A 15,116-nucleotide genomic window follows, 5' to 3' on the forward strand; every position below is an offset into this window, starting at 1 on the left:
AAAGTCGCTTCTTGTCATCTTCCCATATAAAACGAGTGCAGTTCTTTCTCAAATTCCAAAACTGTCATTCCTGTTAATTGCTTGAAACTTTTTTCGAAATCCCCTGTTTTCCCTACCGATTCGACCAGTTCATTCAGCGACTCCTCACCATACCGATCGACCAGGTATTTAATTGCAAAATAGCTTTGCTCGTAAACGTTCGCCTTGTCGATAAAGCGGGCTTTTTGCCATTGGTCATGGGTTGTCAATTCCTCGAGTGGAACGTCCTGGTAATAGGAGTGTTCGACCCGGAACGTGTCATTGCCCACATACTCTGCTATTCCTTCATGAAACCAAACGGGATAGAGTGTCGAGTCGTCCGCTTTTGTCTTGTCTATTTTCCGTTCAAATGCGTAATGCGTGTATTCGTGCAAAATATTTTTCTGGAAACGGTACAAGGCAAGTTCATCTCCATCCAAAACCGATTCTTTGTTGTAATAGATGATGCCAAGCAGGCGCTCGAATTCCGAATAAAACCCGGATATGTTTTTAAGGTCGGAAAGCTGGCTAATGTCTTCTTCGTTTTCAAAGACGATAATGTCCAAGTCCTGCTCGTCCAATTCACCGAACAGTTCCTCATTGCGTTCCATCGCCCAGTCCAAGGTTTCTTTCGTAAGGGGAAGAAGATTGGAGAAATCGCTTTCGTAATAAATCGAAACGTGGTGGTGGTCTTCCTGGAGATTTGTCTCTTTCAAATGCCGCTCCGCTGCACTGTCGAAGTTTGTATTGACAAGCATCTTGATGGACTGGAAATATGTCAATTCCTCTTGTGTCTTTTCCTCTAAAAACTTGCTCAAAAAAATACTTCCGCCGATCAAAACAATGCCCAGCAAAACAATAATGCTCGATAAAATGAGCGGCAGTATTTTAACTGAAGTCTTCATTTCGTCTCCCTTCTTTCTGACATTGACAGTCGTTTTTGTATTTTAATCTTACCAAGCCCAAAAGGTTAGTTATACATATATTAGCCAGAATTCCTGCATTTCAATCCTTTGAGGGCGAGAAGAGAGCGGCAAAATTTAATGCCGTGAAGAAGAGAAGTTATCCATAGGTTTTGAAGGATGGCAAAAGGAGTAAAGGAGCTTGGTCTGTAATGGCCTTATAGGTGTGAACAAAATCGCAGAGAAACCATGTATTTCTGTATCGCTGCACAATATCCATTGCAAAGTGCTTCTGTAACAAAAAGAAGAATTGAGTAAAATCAATAATATTTTATTGTAAAACAATAAATATTTTGTTAGAATCAATTTAATCAATAGATAAGTGAGGTGCTTTATATGAAACGGGAAACACTCTTTTTAAAGGCAGTTATTATTCTTATGGCGTTACCGGTACTTGCAGTGTGCATTTTTGTGGTGCCTCCGCTTTCGTCATTTGTTGCGGAAGTTATACCGAAATGGGCTTTTTTGCAATATGTCTTTCTGATTGCGATGTACGCGACGGCGGTTGCTTATTTTGTGGCATTGTACCAAGCGTTGAAGCTGTTAAGTTACATTGACAGGAACGTCGCTTTCTCGGAATTATCGGTGAAAGCCATAAAAAATATCAAATATTGTGCAATCACCATCACGGCCTTGTACATCCTGTGCCTGCCGATCATCCTGTACGTGGCGCAAATAGACGATGCTCCGGGACTTGGCGGACTTGGAATGATCATCACGTTCGGTGCAATCGTAATTGCGGTTTTTGCGGCTGTCCTCCAAAAGCTGCTGCAGAATGCCATTGATATAAAATCTGAAAATGATTTAACGGTCTGAGGTGAGATTATGGCGATTATAATCAATATTGATGTAATGCTGGCAAAACGGAAAATGAGCGTCACTGAACTTTCTGAACGGGTCGGAATCACGATGGCAAATTTGTCCATCTTGAAAAACGGCAAAGCGAAAGCAGTCCGGCTCTCGACTTTAGAAGCAATCTGCAAAGCACTCGACTGCCAGCCTGGCGATATTTTGGAATATCAAAAAGAAGAAGACGCATAGAGCATTTCTTCAGAAGCTGAAAGGGCCTTTGCTCGATTGGCCTAGGTGCTCGGTGGTAATAGATGAAAAAAACTAATGTGGCGAGGTGCTTGTTATGAACCGGGGTTCAACACTCTTTTTGAAAGCAGCTATTATCCTTATCGGAGTTCCGGCACTTGCTGTATGTATATTCGGGTTGTCTAGGCTTCACCCGGATTCCCCGTATTGGGAGCTTCCTGAATTGGCTGATCTGCAATACCCGATTTTGATCGGCATGTATTTAGCGATGATTCCGTTTTTCGTCGCGCTTTACCAGACATTAAAGCTGTTAAGTTATATTGACAAAAACGAAGCGTTTTCGGAATTAGCGGTAAAAGCACTGAAAACGATAAAACGCTGTGCAATTGCCATCAGTATCCTGTATGTTTTAGAAATGCCATTCTTGTATCTTCTGACAAAAGCGGACGACGCACCAGGCATCTTAATCGGAATGGCCGTTATTTTTGGTTCACTGGTCGTCGCCGTTTTTGCAGCTGTTCTCCAGAAACTTCTGCAAGATGCCATCGATATAAAAGCGGAAAACGATTTAATAGTCTGAGCTGAGGTGAAAATAATGGCGATTATTATCAATGTTGACGTGATGCTGGCGAAACGGAAAATGAGCGTCACCGAACTTTCCGAACGGGTCGGCATTACGATGGCAAATTTGTCCATCCTGAAAAACGGCAAGGCGAAAGCAGTCCGGCTATCCACTTTGGAAGCAATTTGCAAGGCGCTGGAATGCCAGCCCGGCGACATCCTGGAATATCGTAAGGACGAAATCGCCCCAAGCAACTAAAAAACTTGCACGAGTAAAAAGGCCCGGTCGATTTCGACCGGGCCTTTTTTTATTGTTTGAAAAGGAGAGGATATGGACCAAATCGCAAGATCAGTCGAATTCTTTCTTTTCCCATTCATCTTCCGGAATCTCCAGGTCTTCACCGGAAAAGCGCTCTTCTTTAAACGGATCGCCGTTCAAGTGGAAGCCATTCTGTTCCCAGAATCCCGGCTGGTTCTCATCGATAAACTCGATGCCGCGCACCCATTTGACACTTTTCCAGAAATAAAGGTGAGGTACGACAAAGCGGAGCGGGTAACCGTGTTTGGCCGTCAGCGGCTCACCGTCCAACGAATGGGCGAGGAGAACGTCTTCCCGGTCCAAGTCGCTGAGCAGCACATTCGTTGTATAGTCATAGTCGCCGTGCAGCATGACATACTTGCTTTTTGGCGTAATGCCAAGCTCTTTCATAAGATCCTGGAAGCGGACGCCGGTGAACGTGTTGTCGAAGCGCGACCAGCGGGTGACGCAGTGGATGTCGCGCGTCATCGTCGTTTGCGGCATGCGTAGAATATCGTCATACGACAGCACCACTTCCCGGTCGGTAAGGCCGAAGATCTTCAATGTCCATTCGTTCATGTCATAGACCGGCACTTCCCCTTCATGGAGAACAGGGAAGCGTTCGGTCAGCACTTGGCCTGGCGGAAGACGCTTTGCCAGAGCCGGGTCTATGTCTGCCGTCGGGACTCTTGTCCGTTTGATGCGTTCTGCTTTGGTTAATTTCATCGGATCACTCCTCTATTTGTATAGACAGATTTTCAAAAATAAAAAACTCTTCCTAAGATGAGGAAGAGTTTGGTTTCGCAACGGGATACTCTTCCTCATCTTTCAGGACAAACCGTCCTGCTGGATTTGGCACCATACTAAACATAGCGGTTGCCGGGCGTCATCGGGCCATTCCCTCTGCCTCTCTTGATAAGGATCTGTAGTTTATATAATTTTCTAACAAGATTTATTTTAACCAATAAAAGGAGCTGTTACAATGGAAGAATCAAATTATTTTAGCGAAAGCCATAGAAAAGGCTTTGGGAAGACGGAGATTGACATTGGAAAGAGGACCCAGTAGGTTTGAAAATAGAGGAGTTAGCGAAATGAAAAAACTTTTAGTCTTGATAATGCTTATAGTATTTCTTCTGGGGGCTTGCAGCAAGCCGGAAGCCGGAAACGAGCATAAACTGCTGATTTCCGCGGCGTCGAGTTTATCGGGCGTCATGGAAAAAGCGGCGTCTGAATTCCGGAAAACCGGGCAGGCTGTAGAGCTATCCTTCAACTACGGTTCATCAAGTAAACTAAGAACCCAAATCGAGCAAGGAGCGCCGGTGGACCTCTTTTTATCGGCGAGTGAAGATGACATGGAGTTGCTGAAAGGGCAGCGGCTGATCCAAGCAGACAGTATTGTGCCGTTTGCGAAAAACCGGCTCGTTCTGGCTTCTAGCGCCGATTTGACGGGAGAGAGGGATTTTGAAGCACTGTTGAAGGATGCTGAAACCATTGCGGTCGGCGAACCGGAAAGCGTGCCGCTTGGCCGCTATACAAAAGAAGTGCTCGAAGACTTGGAACTATGGGATCCTCTCGACGGCAAGCTGGTTTACGCAAAAGATGCACGCCAGGTCCTGACCTACGTGGAAAGCGGCAACGCCTCGCTTGGCATCGTCTATGCATCCGATGCGGCGACCTCGAAAAAAATAACGGGCATGGCGGAATTTCCGGAAAGCAGGGAGCCTGTCGTCTACCCGGGAGCGATTGCGTCAGACAGCAAAAACCAGGAAGCCGCCGAAGCGTTCCTGAACTTCTTGGCGGGGCCTGAAGGCCAGAAACTCTTTGAAGAATTCGGCTTTATACCGGCAAGCGGGGCCGGCTCATGATGGCATACGATATGTCGCCGCTGTTGCTGTCGCTGAAAGTCGCTTCAATTTCCACGTTTTTCGTCTTTTTCGCAAGCATTGCCCTGGCGCGTTTGATGAGCCGACGCGAATTCTTCGGCAAAAGCGCCATTGATGCACTCGTTTTGCTGCCGCTGGTCCTGCCGCCGACAGTCATCGGCTTCGGGCTCATTGTGCTGTTCGGGGCGAACGGGCCGCTCGGCAGCCTGCTAGAAGATTGGTTCGGCTTCCGAGTTGTCTTCACGTGGGTCGGCGCTGCCATTGCCTCGTTCGTCGTCTCACTGCCGCTCATGTACCAAAGCGTCATGGCGGCTTTTGAAAAAGTTGACCCGCGCTGGGAAAACGTCGCGCGGACAATGGGCGTCTCCGAATGGCGGGTGTTCCGGACCATCACGTTTCCGCTCGCCTGGCCGGGGATTCTCGCCGGTTTGATCATGGCGTTTGCCCGGGGCATCGGCGAATTCGGCGCGACGTTGATGATTGCCGGCTATATTCCGGGAGTGACGGAAACGGTGCCGCTCGCCATCTATTTCGCTTATGAAGCAGGGGATATGGAAAAAGCGGCGTTTTGGGTCATCGTCATATCAGCAGTCGGGATTGCTGCCATCACCTGGGTCAATTATTGGCGCAAAAAAACAGCGGTCCGCATCGGAAGGGAGTGACGCGCATGCTGACTGTGGATTTCCAGAAAAGTTTGGAGCATTTTGAACTGGCTGTCCAGTTCCGGCTTGAGGATGAAATCATGGCGCTTGTCGGCTCTTCGGGTTCCGGCAAGACAACGCTGCTCAATTGCATCGCGGGCATCGATCAGCCGGATCGTGGTGAAATCACATTGAACAACCGGGAGTTTTATAAGGAAGGGAAAAAGCCGCTAAAAATACAAAAGCGGAAAGTCGGCTACCTGTTCCAGGACTATGCCTTGTTTCCGCATCTTTCTGTAGAAGAGAATATTTTGTATGGCACTTCACGCGGTTCGGATTTGTCGCATGTCACCGAACTGACGAACATTCTCGGCATCCAAAAGCTGCTGCCGAAATACCCGCACCAGATTTCAGGCGGTGAAAAGCAGCGCGTGGCGTTGACACGGGCATTGGCAGCGAAGCCGGATATTCTGTTGCTCGATGAACCGTTCTCGGCGCTCGATGACGGCAACACCCGGCGCTGCCAAGATGAGCTGATGCGCATCCATGAGCGCTGGAAGATTCCCGTGATTTTTGTCACGCACCGAAAAGCCGATGCGGAGCGGCTGGCAGACCGTGTCGTCCGGATTGAAAAAGGGCACATGACCGAACAGCTATAAGCGGGCTTTCCCTAAAAACGGGAAAGCTTTTTTGTAAGCAAGGTCTAGCAGTTCAGCAAGAATGGCGCTCGTGGTAAGCTTAAGGGAAGAACATCGGATTTACAGGAAAGGGGAGATCACCAGTGGATGAGCGCTATTCAAGACAAACTTTATTCAAGCCCATAGGCCCAAGCGGCCAGAAGCAACTTGGAGACGCGGCTGTCACCATTGTCGGTTGCGGTGCACTTGGCTCTGCGATTGCCGAAACGTTGACCCGTGCTGGCGTTGGTGAGATCCACCTTGTCGACCGTGACTATGTGGAGCTGTCGAACCTGCAGCGCCAGCAGCTGTTTACAGAACAAGACGCAAAAGACATGTTGCCGAAAGTGGTTGCTGCCGAAAAAAGGTTAAAGGCCATTCGCAGCGATCTGCAGCTCTTTACGTATTTGGAGAATTTGGATGCAGTATTGATGGAGAAACTGATTGCGGGAAGCGATTTGGTTATGGACGCGACGGACAATTTCGAAACACGTCTAATCATCAATGATGCTTCCGCAAAACACGGAGTGCCGTGGATTTACGGTGCCTGTGTCGGCAGTTCCGGCGTGGTTTTTCCGTTTGTACCAGGAGCAACAGGCTGTTTCCGCTGTTTGATGCCGGTATTGCCCGCTGTCAATGAAACCTGCGACACCGTGGGCATTATATCGCCGGCTGTCCAAATAACTGCGGCACTGCAAACTGCCGAAGCGATGAAGTGGCTGACCGGCAACAAGAAAGCGCTGCGGAAGAGAGTCCATCATTTTAACTTATGGGACAATAACCAGCTGGATATCGGGATTTCACGCATCAAAAACCCGGCATGCGAAACATGCGGTTCGGATCCGGCTTATCCGTCGCTCGATAAAGCGGCTGAGCGTGCTTACGCAGTGCTTTGTGGAAGGGATGCGGTACAGGTGCTGCCGGATCCAAAGCGGCCGATCACATTGGAAGATGCGGAAAAAGCGGGGCGAAAGCTGGATGCGAAAGTGAAGCGTACGCCTTATTTTGTGGAGTTGCAGGCTTTTGGCCACCGTATGGTCCTGTTCGGCAATGGACGGCTTTTGATCCACGGCATCCGCAGCATTTCCGAAGGACGGAAACTGTACCATCAATTGTTTGGCTGAAACGGAAAGGGAGAAACGCGATGTCTGAATCCTTTAAGCATGACAAGAAAATCCGCCTGGCGGTATTGACCGTCAGCGATACGCGGACCAAAGAGACCGACCTCGGCGGAAAGCTTGTGCAGGAATTGGCGGAAGAAAAAGGGCTGGATATAGCAGCCTATAGAATCGTGCCGGATGATGCGCAATGCATTCGGCAGACGGTAAAAGACTGGCTTCAGGAAGAAAAAGTGGACGTGGTCATTACGACCGGAGGGACAGGAATTGCGAAGCGGGACGTGACACTTGAAGCCATCAGCCCGTTGTTTGAGAAGCAATTGGATGGTTTTGGTGAACTGTTCCGTTACGTTAGTTTTTTGGAAGACGTCGGCACAAAAGCGCTTCTGAGCCGAGCGGCGGCAGGAGTGGCCAATGACAAAGCCATCTTTGTCCTGCCGGGGTCCCGCGGGGCAGTGAAGCTTGCGATGAACCGGCTCATCCTGCCGGAAATCCGGCACATCGTTTTTGAACTGACAAAGCACCTTCAGCCACGGGAATAGTCGCCGGACTTGCCGCCTGTTTTTTCCAGCAGCATTGTCGGCCCGATGACCATTTCCTTGCCGGCTGCCTTGCACATATCGTAAATCGTCAGCGCTGCGGCGGATGCGGCAGTGAGGGCTTCCATTTCGACGCCGGTCGGCCCTTTTGTCTTGACTGTGGCTAGTAAAAGCACTTCATAATGGCCGGCCTCTTCGTCGACATCCCAGTCGAACCGGATGTCGACGCCGCTTAACGCAAGCGGGTGGCACATCGGGATAATCTGCGCGGTATTTTTGGCTGCCATGATGCCGGCCACTTGAGCGACCGCAAAAACGTCGCCTTTCTTATTCGTGCCGTCCTTGATCTGGCGGTAGATGGCTTCGTTGATGGTGACGGAAGTTTTGGCCTGTGCCGTGCGGACGGTGTCCTGTTTATCGGAGACGTCGACCATCTTGGCGCGTCCTTGTTCGTTGAAATGAGTGAGTTCAGACAACGGAATCATCCTTTCAAGATAGATTAAGTCCAGTATAGCAGAACTAATCAAGGGAGTTGAGGGCAGTGGTGGAACACCGAAAACCGATTCCGGTAGCGGAAGCTGTGGAACGGGTGGTTAATAAAGCGCAGGCGCTCGGAACAGAAAGGGCAGCGCTTGGCGACAGTTATGGCCGCATCTTAGCGGAGCCGGTAAAAGCAACACACGACGTGCCGCCGTTCAACCGGTCGCCGTATGACGGCTTTGCAATTCGTTCAAAAGATTCGGACGGCGCAACCGGAGAGAACCGCAAACGGTTCGAAGTCATCGACCATATCGGTGCCGGCGCCGTTTCCGAAAAAACGGTGAAAGAAGGGCAGGCGGTGCGCATCATGACCGGCGCACCGCTGCCGGCAGGGACCGATGCGGTGGTCATGTTCGAGCAGACGGTCGATTCCGGAGCTTCATTCACCATCCGGAAGCCGTTCGAACCGCTTGAAAACGTCTCGCTGCAAGGGGAAGACATGAAAAAAGGCGAACCCGTCATCGACGGCGGCAGTTTGATTCATCCGGGAACAATCGCCGTGCTTGCGACATTCGGCTGCGCCGAAGTGGACGTGGCAAAACGGCCCGTGGTCGGCATACTCGCAACCGGAACCGAGCTTCTCGACGTCAGCGAACCGCTTGTGCCGGGCAAAATCCGCAACAGCAATGGCCCGATGATTGCGGCGCAGCTTGCACGCATGGGGCTGGCTTGCAAAACGTACGGCATGTCAGTAGACGATCTGGACGAAAGCTTCAACGTGGTGAAACAGGCGGCGGAAGAAACGGACATCCTGATCACGACAGGCGGCGTATCGGTCGGCGACTTCGACTTTTTGCCGGCCATCTATGAACGTTTGGGTGCGGAGGTTTTGTTCAATAAAGTCGCCATGCGCCCGGGAAGCGTCACGACGGTCGCCGTAGCTGGCGGCAAGTATTTGTTCGGGCTGTCCGGCAATCCGTCGGCGTGCTTTACAGGGTTCGAGCTGTTTGTCCGTCCGGCAATCCTGAAAATGATGGGGGCGGACAAGCTGTATCTGCCACGGACACAAGCAGTGCTGGCGGAAGACTTTGAAAAAGCAAACCCGTTCACCCGTTTTATCCGAGCCAGCTATGACGGCGCGTCCGTCCGTCCGGCAGGATTTAACCTGTCGAATGCGGTGTCGTCCATCGCGCGGGGCAACGCACTGATCGTTTTGCCCGGCGGAACAAGAGGCTACCTGGCAGGCACAACCGTCGATGTGCTGCTTCTTGGAGTGGAAGAAGGGGCAAGCGAATGGGTGCTGTGAAAGTACTGCAGGTTGTGGGCTTTAAAAACAGCGGAAAAACTGCGTTGATGTCCCGGCTTTTGGGTATGGCAAAAGAAAGCGGCAAGGCTGTTTCCACCATCAAGCACCATGGCCATGGGAGCCCGCCGCAAATGCCGCCCGGGACAACTGACAGTACACGTTTTTTTGATGAAGGCGCGGCAAGTTCGCTTGTTTACGGGGGCGGCGTTATCCAGCTGCACCAGCGGCAAGAAAGTGCAGCATTGGCTGATTTGCTGAAGCTGGCGTGTTTCGCAGAGCCGGATCTCGTGCTCGTCGAAGGCTACAAGGAAGCGGATTTTGATAAAATCGTCCTTGTCCGTTCGGAAGAAGATTGGCCAGAGCTGGAACGGCTTCAAGGAATAAGGCTTGTCGTGGCACCCGAAGGCTTACGTTTGGATGGTGTTGAAACGATGGGCCGGAATAACGAGCAAGAGATGAAAAGTTGGTTTTTGAAATGGATGGAAGGTGAAAAAGATGAAAGCATTTGAAGTGGTAACAGAACCGATCGATCCGCAGGCATACGCCGACCTTGTCCTGCGTCCCGAAGCAGGGGCCGTCACTTTGTTCACTGGCCATGTCCGGGAATGGACAAAAGGGGTGCGGACGTTGTATCTTGCTTATGAAGCTTACGTGCCGATGGCCGAGAAAAAGCTGGCGCAAATCGGGCGCGAAATCGAAGAAAAGTGGCCGGGTGCACAAGTGGCGATTGCGCACCGCATCGGTGAACTGCAGATCAGCGATATCGCCGTCGTCATTGCCGTGTCGTCGCCGCACCGAAAAGCGGCGTATGAAGCAAACGAGTACGCAATCGAACGGATCAAGGAAATCGTGCCGATCTGGAAAAAAGAGATTTGGGAAGATGGCGAAGAATGGATCGGCGACCAGAAGAAAAAACCGGAGGGGGGAAACCAATGATTACGTTGCATTATTTTGCAGGACTTCGTGAACTGACGGGCACGTCACAGGAACAGGCGGACCTCGCCGGCAAAACGGTCGAGGACCTTATGGAATGGGCAGCCGACAAATACCCTGGCATAGAGAACGCTTCGGCGCGAGTCGCCATCAACGAGGAATACGCCCTGCCGGCAGACGTCCTTGAAGACGGAGACACCGCCGCATTTATCCCGCCGGTGAGCGGCGGATGACCGGACGAATCGGCATTCTGCTTTCGGGCGGTGAGTCGCGGCGCTTCGGTTCGCCGAAAGCGTTCGCGGAAATTGGCGGCGAGAAGTTTTACGAAAGAGCGTACCAGGCATTGGATGCGGTATGCGACCGGGTTGTTATCGTGGCACATCCAAAACTCCAGTCCCGTTTTCCGGACGAGCTGGATGTCATTACGGATCTGCCGGCTATAGCGGGACAAGGCCCGCTTGCCGGAATTTTGACAGCGATGGCCCAAAGGCCGGGCGACTGCTACATCGTCCTGCCATGCGATATGCCGTTCATTACTTCTAAGGAAACCACAAAACTTGTCGAACGGATGGATAAAAAACAGAACATCACAGCGATCCAAACACCGGATGAAAAGGTGCCGCTGTTCAGCATCTGGAAAACCGGCCTGCAAGAAGCACTCCAAGAGGAATTGGCGGCTGGCGGACGGCGTGTCATGGTATTCATGGAAAAAGCCGGCACCGCTTGGCTCGATTCAACAGTGATTAATAAAGACACAGGCGTTTTCCGCAACATCAACAGACCGGATGAATAGAAAGGGAGGTGCACCGCAGATGAATGCCAATCCACTAAAAGACAAACTCGGGCGGCCAATCCGCGATCTCCGGATTTCGGTGACGGACCGCTGCAATTTCCGCTGTTCCTACTGCATGCCAAAAGAAATATTCGGCGATGATTACGCATTTCTGCCGAAGCAGGAACTGCTGTCGTTTGAAGAAATCCACCGGCTGACAAAACTGTTCGTCTCGATGGGCGTCAAGAAAATCCGTTTGACCGGCGGCGAACCGCTCATGCGGCGCGGACTCCCGGAACTCATCGGCAAAATCTTGTCTGTTGAGGGTGTGGAAGATATCGGGCTGACCACAAACGGCCTGCTTCTTGGCCAGCACGCGCAGCCGCTTTACGATGCGGGCTTGAGAAGGCTGAACATCAGCCTGGATGCGCTGGAACCGGAGCTTTTCGGCAAGCTGAACGGCCGCGGCGTCGAACCGTCGCGCATCCTCAAGCAGATTGACTATGCCAAGTCGGTCGGCTTCGACATCAAAGTCAACATGGTCGTCCAAAAAGGCATCAACGAAGACGAAATCCTGCCGATGGCCGCATATTTCAAGGAACGCGGCATCACATTGCGCTTTATCGAATTCATGGACGTTGGCAATGACAACGGCTGGAGCTTCGAAAAAGTGGTGACGAAAAAGCAGATCCTCGAAAAGCTTCAGACGGTGTATGAGCTTGAGCCGGTTGATGAAGACTATTTCGGGGAAGTCGCAAAGCGCTACCGCTTTAAAGGCAGCGAAGCCCAGGTCGGCTTTATCACGTCGGTATCGGAATCGTTCTGCTCAAGCTGCACGCGCGCCCGGCTGTCATCCGACGGCAAGTTCTATACGTGCCTGTTCGCGACGAACGGCTTCGATATCCGGGAACTCTTGCGCGGCGGCCTGAACGACGACGAACTCTTGCGGGCGATCAGCGGTGTCTGGGAAGGACGCGCGGACCGCTATTCCGACGAACGGACCGAACAAACTGCCAAGAACCGCAAGAAAATCGGCATGTCGTATATCGGCGGTTAAAGCAAAGTGCAGATGAACCAAAAAAGTAAAATATAGTTCTTGTTAAGCCGCTGATTCTCATATGAATTAGCGGTTTTTTCTTAGAAAGGCAACAACTGCTGCGATAGTGAAAAAACACATTGACTTTTCCGGCTATTAAACGGTATATGTTAAGTAAGAAAATGGAAATTAGTCTGCGTTCCATTGGCCAATGAAGGTGGTGTTCGGGATGAAAAAGGGGAAATTTCTATTTATTGTTCTAACCGGTCTTTTGGTGCTTGCAATGTGCAATTTCAGCAAGTATCCGGAAGGTGATTATTCTGAACTGACTTACTTGGAAATAAAAGGAGAATCAGAAACAGACGAGTGGAAATCAATAAAAGGCAAGAAACAAGTCAATGACATAGTGGGCATATTACAGAGTTCACATTGGGATAAAAATGTACAGGAAATGTCAGAAGCACCAGAAGGCATGATTACGCTGATTTCAGAACCGGATGTTGAAATGGAGCGGATATATGTCTGGTTTGATACAACCAATCAACAAACGATGTTGGTTGCAGAAGGCCATGGGTCCGGAAGACTCAGCAAAGAAGAAGGGGCGGAATTGAAGAAGAAGCTGACCGGAAATTAAAATATGTCCCGTACTTTCGGATTTTCAATTGCAAAACAAAAGGTTCAGGCATTTCCGGAAAATATAAAGGGAAAGTCATTCGAGAGGGGAAAAGAAAGGTGAAAAAAGGAAGGCTCGTTCTGATCGCTTTGCTGATTCTGGTGCTAGGCGCTTTCGGTGCGTATAAATTTAAAATGTATACGGTTGAAAAGGCGGTATTGAATCATCTGCTAACAGAAGAAAACATTCCCGAGGACCGAATTGTGCAACTGGAGGGTTTTATTGCCAACCTTCCCGGTGAGAGAAATTGGATGGTCATGGTGAAACTGAAAGAAGAAGAAAAAACGTATAGCTTCTTCAAAGACGAAAACGATCAAGTGATACTGGAATCGTCTGTGATAAACGGCTATGTAGAGGTTTATCCAGATGGGATGTAGCAATAAATCAGGAGTTAGCCGCATACTTCATTGGAGTAATTGATATTGGTATGTTCAATATGCTGCCGATACATATATAGTCGAATTTACTTTAAAAATTGAATAAAAAAGGGGAAAAGCAATGCTGACAGCATTGCTTTTCCCCTTTCGTCTATTTAAGTGTACTTTTACGAACGCATATCTTAACGAGAGCTATGGACGTCATCCTTTTGATCAAAGCATAGACTCTAAACTTGATACAGTTGCCGGCAAAGAAATTTTCTTTACCAGAACTTGCATAGAATTTTAAAAGATTAATCCAAAGGAAGACCTTTTTTACACAAAATATTTCACGTTTTCTTTAAGGTTCTTTTAAGGTTTCTCCTTAATAATAGAAACAAAGCTACTTAATTAGTGCGAAATATTTCCGCTTAGATAGAGGGAAAAGAATAATGAAAAATCGGGAGCTAGTTTTGCGAAGACGATTTTATTGATATTGTCTAATCTGCTCTAGGGTGAAGTACACAAACTAAACTTATGCCATGAACTAAAATCGAACTGGATTTCAGGAAGGATGAGATTCTTGAAGAAGCGGAACAAGAACATAATAATTTCAATTGTATTAATAATTTTGCTTTTCCTTGGTTTGAATACAGGGCTATTACAAAACGTTATTTCCGGAGATATACAGGGTTTTACTTCGGAAATGGGGGGAGAGGGGAATATAGCTTACACATTGATGATCACTTTGATCATAATGTTGATTCATAATGCACTTCCAGTTATTCCACTTTTTCTCGTCGTTTTGATAAACAATAGCTTATTGGGTTCTCAATTTGGTCTGGTGTGGAGTGTTCTAACCAGTACGCTTTGTGCAGTAATTGTATTTTTAAGTGCACGATATGCCCTCCAAGATTTGATAGTAAAAAAAGTTAATGCGGTTTTTGGGGGCAAGGTAGAACGAGGTGGATTTAGGTACGTATTAGGTACGAGACTCTTTCCTCTTGCTCCGACAAGTATGCTTAATGTCGTTTCGGGCATAAGCAATGTCCGGCTTTCTCATTTCACTATCGCGACAGCAATAGTGAATGTCATTTTTATCACTTTATACTTTCTTCTTCAGGAAGGGTTGGTATCGCAAGGCATTAATGAACTCGAAATCGGAATCATCCTTTTCTCAGGAGCTGTTCTTTATTACGTTATAAAAAAAATTACATTGCGAATAAAAATTTTGAAAATCCAATTGGCTAAATGACCTGTAAATAAAATGATTATTTAAAGTAATAAAGCAAGAGGAAATAAGCTGAAAATGAACGGCTTATAAATGAATAACCGCGGCATTCTCTTTTAGAGCAGGAGCTTTCGCTGCTCGATTGGCCTAGTTTCTTCGAAGTCCTACTTCATTTAGAACCATTTGAAGTATGGCCGATCAGAGCTTACGTTCGTATGAGTCAGTCTAGGATTCCGGCTTGGTGAGATAGTCCTTGGTGTATTTGATTTCGAGATGAAGGGATGTCCATCGTTTCCATAACGATGTGGCGTTTGGACATCTGCCTCAATCTTTCTCGCCTTGTACTCTAAAGAATTATGTTGAGCGATTTGCGAGAGGATGACCATGATCGATCTGGTATCTGATAACTGTTGTTTGTTCAGCAGTGTTTGCCGTTCATACTACTTTTTGGGGGGTGTGCACCTATCTTTTCAGTTAATATGCAAAGATAAAAAAGAGCTGAATCTGACATAGCATTAACACATGAAGAACTACAAGTCCTCCAACAGGTTGAAATACAGCCGGAGGACTTGTAGTTCTATATAGTCAATCGTG

At 48.7% G+C, this 15,116-nt stretch carries 21 protein-coding genes and 1 riboswitch; of the genes, 18 read left to right on the top strand and 3 right to left on the bottom strand.

Features of this window, described 5'->3' with window-relative positions:
- Positions 1–14: 14 nt before the first annotated feature.
- On the bottom strand, positions 15–923 hold the full coding sequence (locus FQV28_RS14150; protein WP_146497151.1) for a collagenase: 909 nt from the start codon (positions 921–923) through the stop codon (positions 15–17).
- Positions 924–1,316: 393 nt separating this feature from the next.
- On the opposite strand from FQV28_RS14150, the gene FQV28_RS14155 reads away from it, so the two are divergent.
- The 4 genes from FQV28_RS14155 to FQV28_RS14170 all read left to right on the top strand — a co-directional run bounded on the left by FQV28_RS14155 (position 1,317) and on the right by FQV28_RS14170 (position 2,838).
- Positions 1,317–1,796, top strand: coding sequence for a DUF2975 domain-containing protein (locus tag FQV28_RS14155; protein ID WP_146497152.1), 480 nt, complete (start codon positions 1,317–1,319; stop codon positions 1,794–1,796).
- Positions 1,797–1,805: 9 nt separating this feature from the next.
- On the top strand, positions 1,806–2,021 hold the full coding sequence (locus FQV28_RS14160; protein ID WP_146497153.1) for a helix-turn-helix domain-containing protein: 216 nt from the start codon (positions 1,806–1,808) through the stop codon (positions 2,019–2,021).
- Positions 2,022–2,115: 94 nt separating this feature from the next.
- Positions 2,116–2,598: a DUF2975 domain-containing protein gene (locus tag FQV28_RS14165; protein ID WP_146497154.1), complete on the top strand. Its 483-nt coding sequence runs from the start codon at positions 2,116–2,118 to the stop codon at positions 2,596–2,598.
- Between the two features lie 15 nt (positions 2,599–2,613).
- Positions 2,614–2,838, top strand: a complete 225-nt coding sequence (locus FQV28_RS14170) for a helix-turn-helix domain-containing protein (protein WP_146497155.1) — start codon at positions 2,614–2,616, stop codon at positions 2,836–2,838.
- A 90-nt stretch (positions 2,839–2,928) separates the two neighbouring features.
- Here FQV28_RS14170 and FQV28_RS14175 read toward each other — a convergent pair whose 3' ends face one another.
- Complete coding sequence (locus tag FQV28_RS14175; protein ID WP_146497156.1) at positions 2,929–3,603, bottom strand: sulfite oxidase-like oxidoreductase; 675 nt, start codon at positions 3,601–3,603, stop codon at positions 2,929–2,931.
- 92 nt (positions 3,604–3,695) lie between these two features.
- A riboswitch (SAM riboswitch) is annotated at positions 3,696–3,799 on the bottom strand.
- A 169-nt stretch (positions 3,800–3,968) separates the two neighbouring features.
- On the opposite strand from FQV28_RS14175, the gene modA reads away from it, so the two are divergent.
- From modA to FQV28_RS14200, 5 genes are all read left to right on the top strand, one after another.
- Positions 3,969–4,742: a molybdate ABC transporter substrate-binding protein gene (modA, locus tag FQV28_RS14180; protein WP_146497157.1), complete on the top strand. Its 774-nt coding sequence runs from the start codon at positions 3,969–3,971 to the stop codon at positions 4,740–4,742.
- Complete coding sequence (gene modB, locus FQV28_RS14185; RefSeq protein ID WP_146497158.1) at positions 4,739–5,422, top strand: molybdate ABC transporter permease subunit; 684 nt, start codon at positions 4,739–4,741, stop codon at positions 5,420–5,422. The genes modA and modB overlap by 4 nt, the downstream gene beginning before the upstream one ends.
- Positions 5,423–5,427: 5 nt before the next feature.
- Positions 5,428–6,060, top strand: a complete 633-nt coding sequence (locus tag FQV28_RS14190) for an ATP-binding cassette domain-containing protein (RefSeq protein ID WP_146497159.1) — start codon at positions 5,428–5,430, stop codon at positions 6,058–6,060.
- Between the two features lie 122 nt (positions 6,061–6,182).
- Complete coding sequence (locus FQV28_RS14195; protein ID WP_146497160.1) at positions 6,183–7,202, top strand: ThiF family adenylyltransferase; 1,020 nt, start codon at positions 6,183–6,185, stop codon at positions 7,200–7,202.
- A gap of 20 nt (positions 7,203–7,222) precedes the next feature.
- Complete coding sequence (locus tag FQV28_RS14200) at positions 7,223–7,738, top strand: MogA/MoaB family molybdenum cofactor biosynthesis protein (RefSeq protein ID WP_146497161.1); 516 nt, start codon at positions 7,223–7,225, stop codon at positions 7,736–7,738.
- Here the strand turns inward: FQV28_RS14200 and moaC are convergent.
- Entirely contained in the window at positions 7,723–8,211 is a 489-nt protein-coding gene (gene moaC / locus FQV28_RS14205; RefSeq protein ID WP_146497162.1) for a cyclic pyranopterin monophosphate synthase MoaC, read from the bottom strand. The genes FQV28_RS14200 and moaC overlap by 16 nt on opposite strands.
- 65 nt (positions 8,212–8,276) lie before the next feature.
- Between moaC and FQV28_RS14210 the strand changes: the two genes are divergently transcribed.
- The 9 genes from FQV28_RS14210 (at position 8,277) to FQV28_RS14250 (ending at position 14,546) form a co-directional block, all read left to right on the top strand.
- Positions 8,277–9,521 (top strand): molybdopterin molybdotransferase MoeA, encoded by a 1,245-nt coding sequence (locus FQV28_RS14210; RefSeq protein WP_146497163.1) that lies wholly within the window; start codon positions 8,277–8,279, stop codon positions 9,519–9,521.
- Positions 9,509–10,030, top strand: a complete 522-nt coding sequence (gene mobB / locus FQV28_RS14215) for a molybdopterin-guanine dinucleotide biosynthesis protein B (RefSeq protein ID WP_146497164.1) — start codon at positions 9,509–9,511, stop codon at positions 10,028–10,030. Before FQV28_RS14210 ends, mobB begins: the two co-directional genes overlap by 13 nt.
- Positions 10,017–10,457 (top strand): molybdenum cofactor biosynthesis protein MoaE, encoded by a 441-nt coding sequence (locus FQV28_RS14220; RefSeq protein WP_146497165.1) that lies wholly within the window; start codon positions 10,017–10,019, stop codon positions 10,455–10,457. The genes mobB and FQV28_RS14220 overlap by 14 nt, the downstream gene beginning before the upstream one ends.
- Complete coding sequence (gene moaD, locus FQV28_RS14225) at positions 10,454–10,687, top strand: molybdopterin converting factor subunit 1 (RefSeq protein ID WP_146497345.1); 234 nt, start codon at positions 10,454–10,456, stop codon at positions 10,685–10,687. The genes FQV28_RS14220 and moaD overlap by 4 nt, the downstream gene beginning before the upstream one ends.
- Positions 10,684–11,247, top strand: a complete 564-nt coding sequence (mobA, locus tag FQV28_RS14230) for a molybdenum cofactor guanylyltransferase (RefSeq protein ID WP_146497166.1) — start codon at positions 10,684–10,686, stop codon at positions 11,245–11,247. Before moaD ends, mobA begins: the two co-directional genes overlap by 4 nt.
- A gap of 19 nt (positions 11,248–11,266) precedes the next feature.
- A complete protein-coding gene (gene moaA / locus FQV28_RS14235; protein ID WP_222433276.1) occupies positions 11,267–12,283 on the top strand; it encodes a GTP 3',8-cyclase MoaA in 1,017 nt (338 codons plus the stop codon).
- 208 nt (positions 12,284–12,491) lie between these two features.
- Positions 12,492–12,896: a hypothetical protein gene (locus FQV28_RS14240; RefSeq protein ID WP_146497168.1), complete on the top strand. Its 405-nt coding sequence runs from the start codon at positions 12,492–12,494 to the stop codon at positions 12,894–12,896.
- A gap of 98 nt (positions 12,897–12,994) precedes the next feature.
- Positions 12,995–13,312: a hypothetical protein gene (locus FQV28_RS14245; protein ID WP_146497169.1), complete on the top strand. Its 318-nt coding sequence runs from the start codon at positions 12,995–12,997 to the stop codon at positions 13,310–13,312.
- Between the two features lie 562 nt (positions 13,313–13,874).
- Positions 13,875–14,546 carry a TVP38/TMEM64 family protein gene (locus tag FQV28_RS14250; protein ID WP_186763886.1) on the top strand — a complete coding sequence of 224 codons (672 nt, stop codon included), beginning with the start codon at positions 13,875–13,877 and terminating at the stop codon, positions 14,544–14,546.
- Positions 14,547–15,116 lie beyond the last annotated feature (570 nt).

Origin of the sequence: Planomicrobium sp. CPCC 101079, assembly GCF_007859275.1 — a bacterium.
In the GTDB taxonomy this organism is placed as follows: domain Bacteria; phylum Bacillota; class Bacilli; order Bacillales_A; family Planococcaceae; genus Planococcus.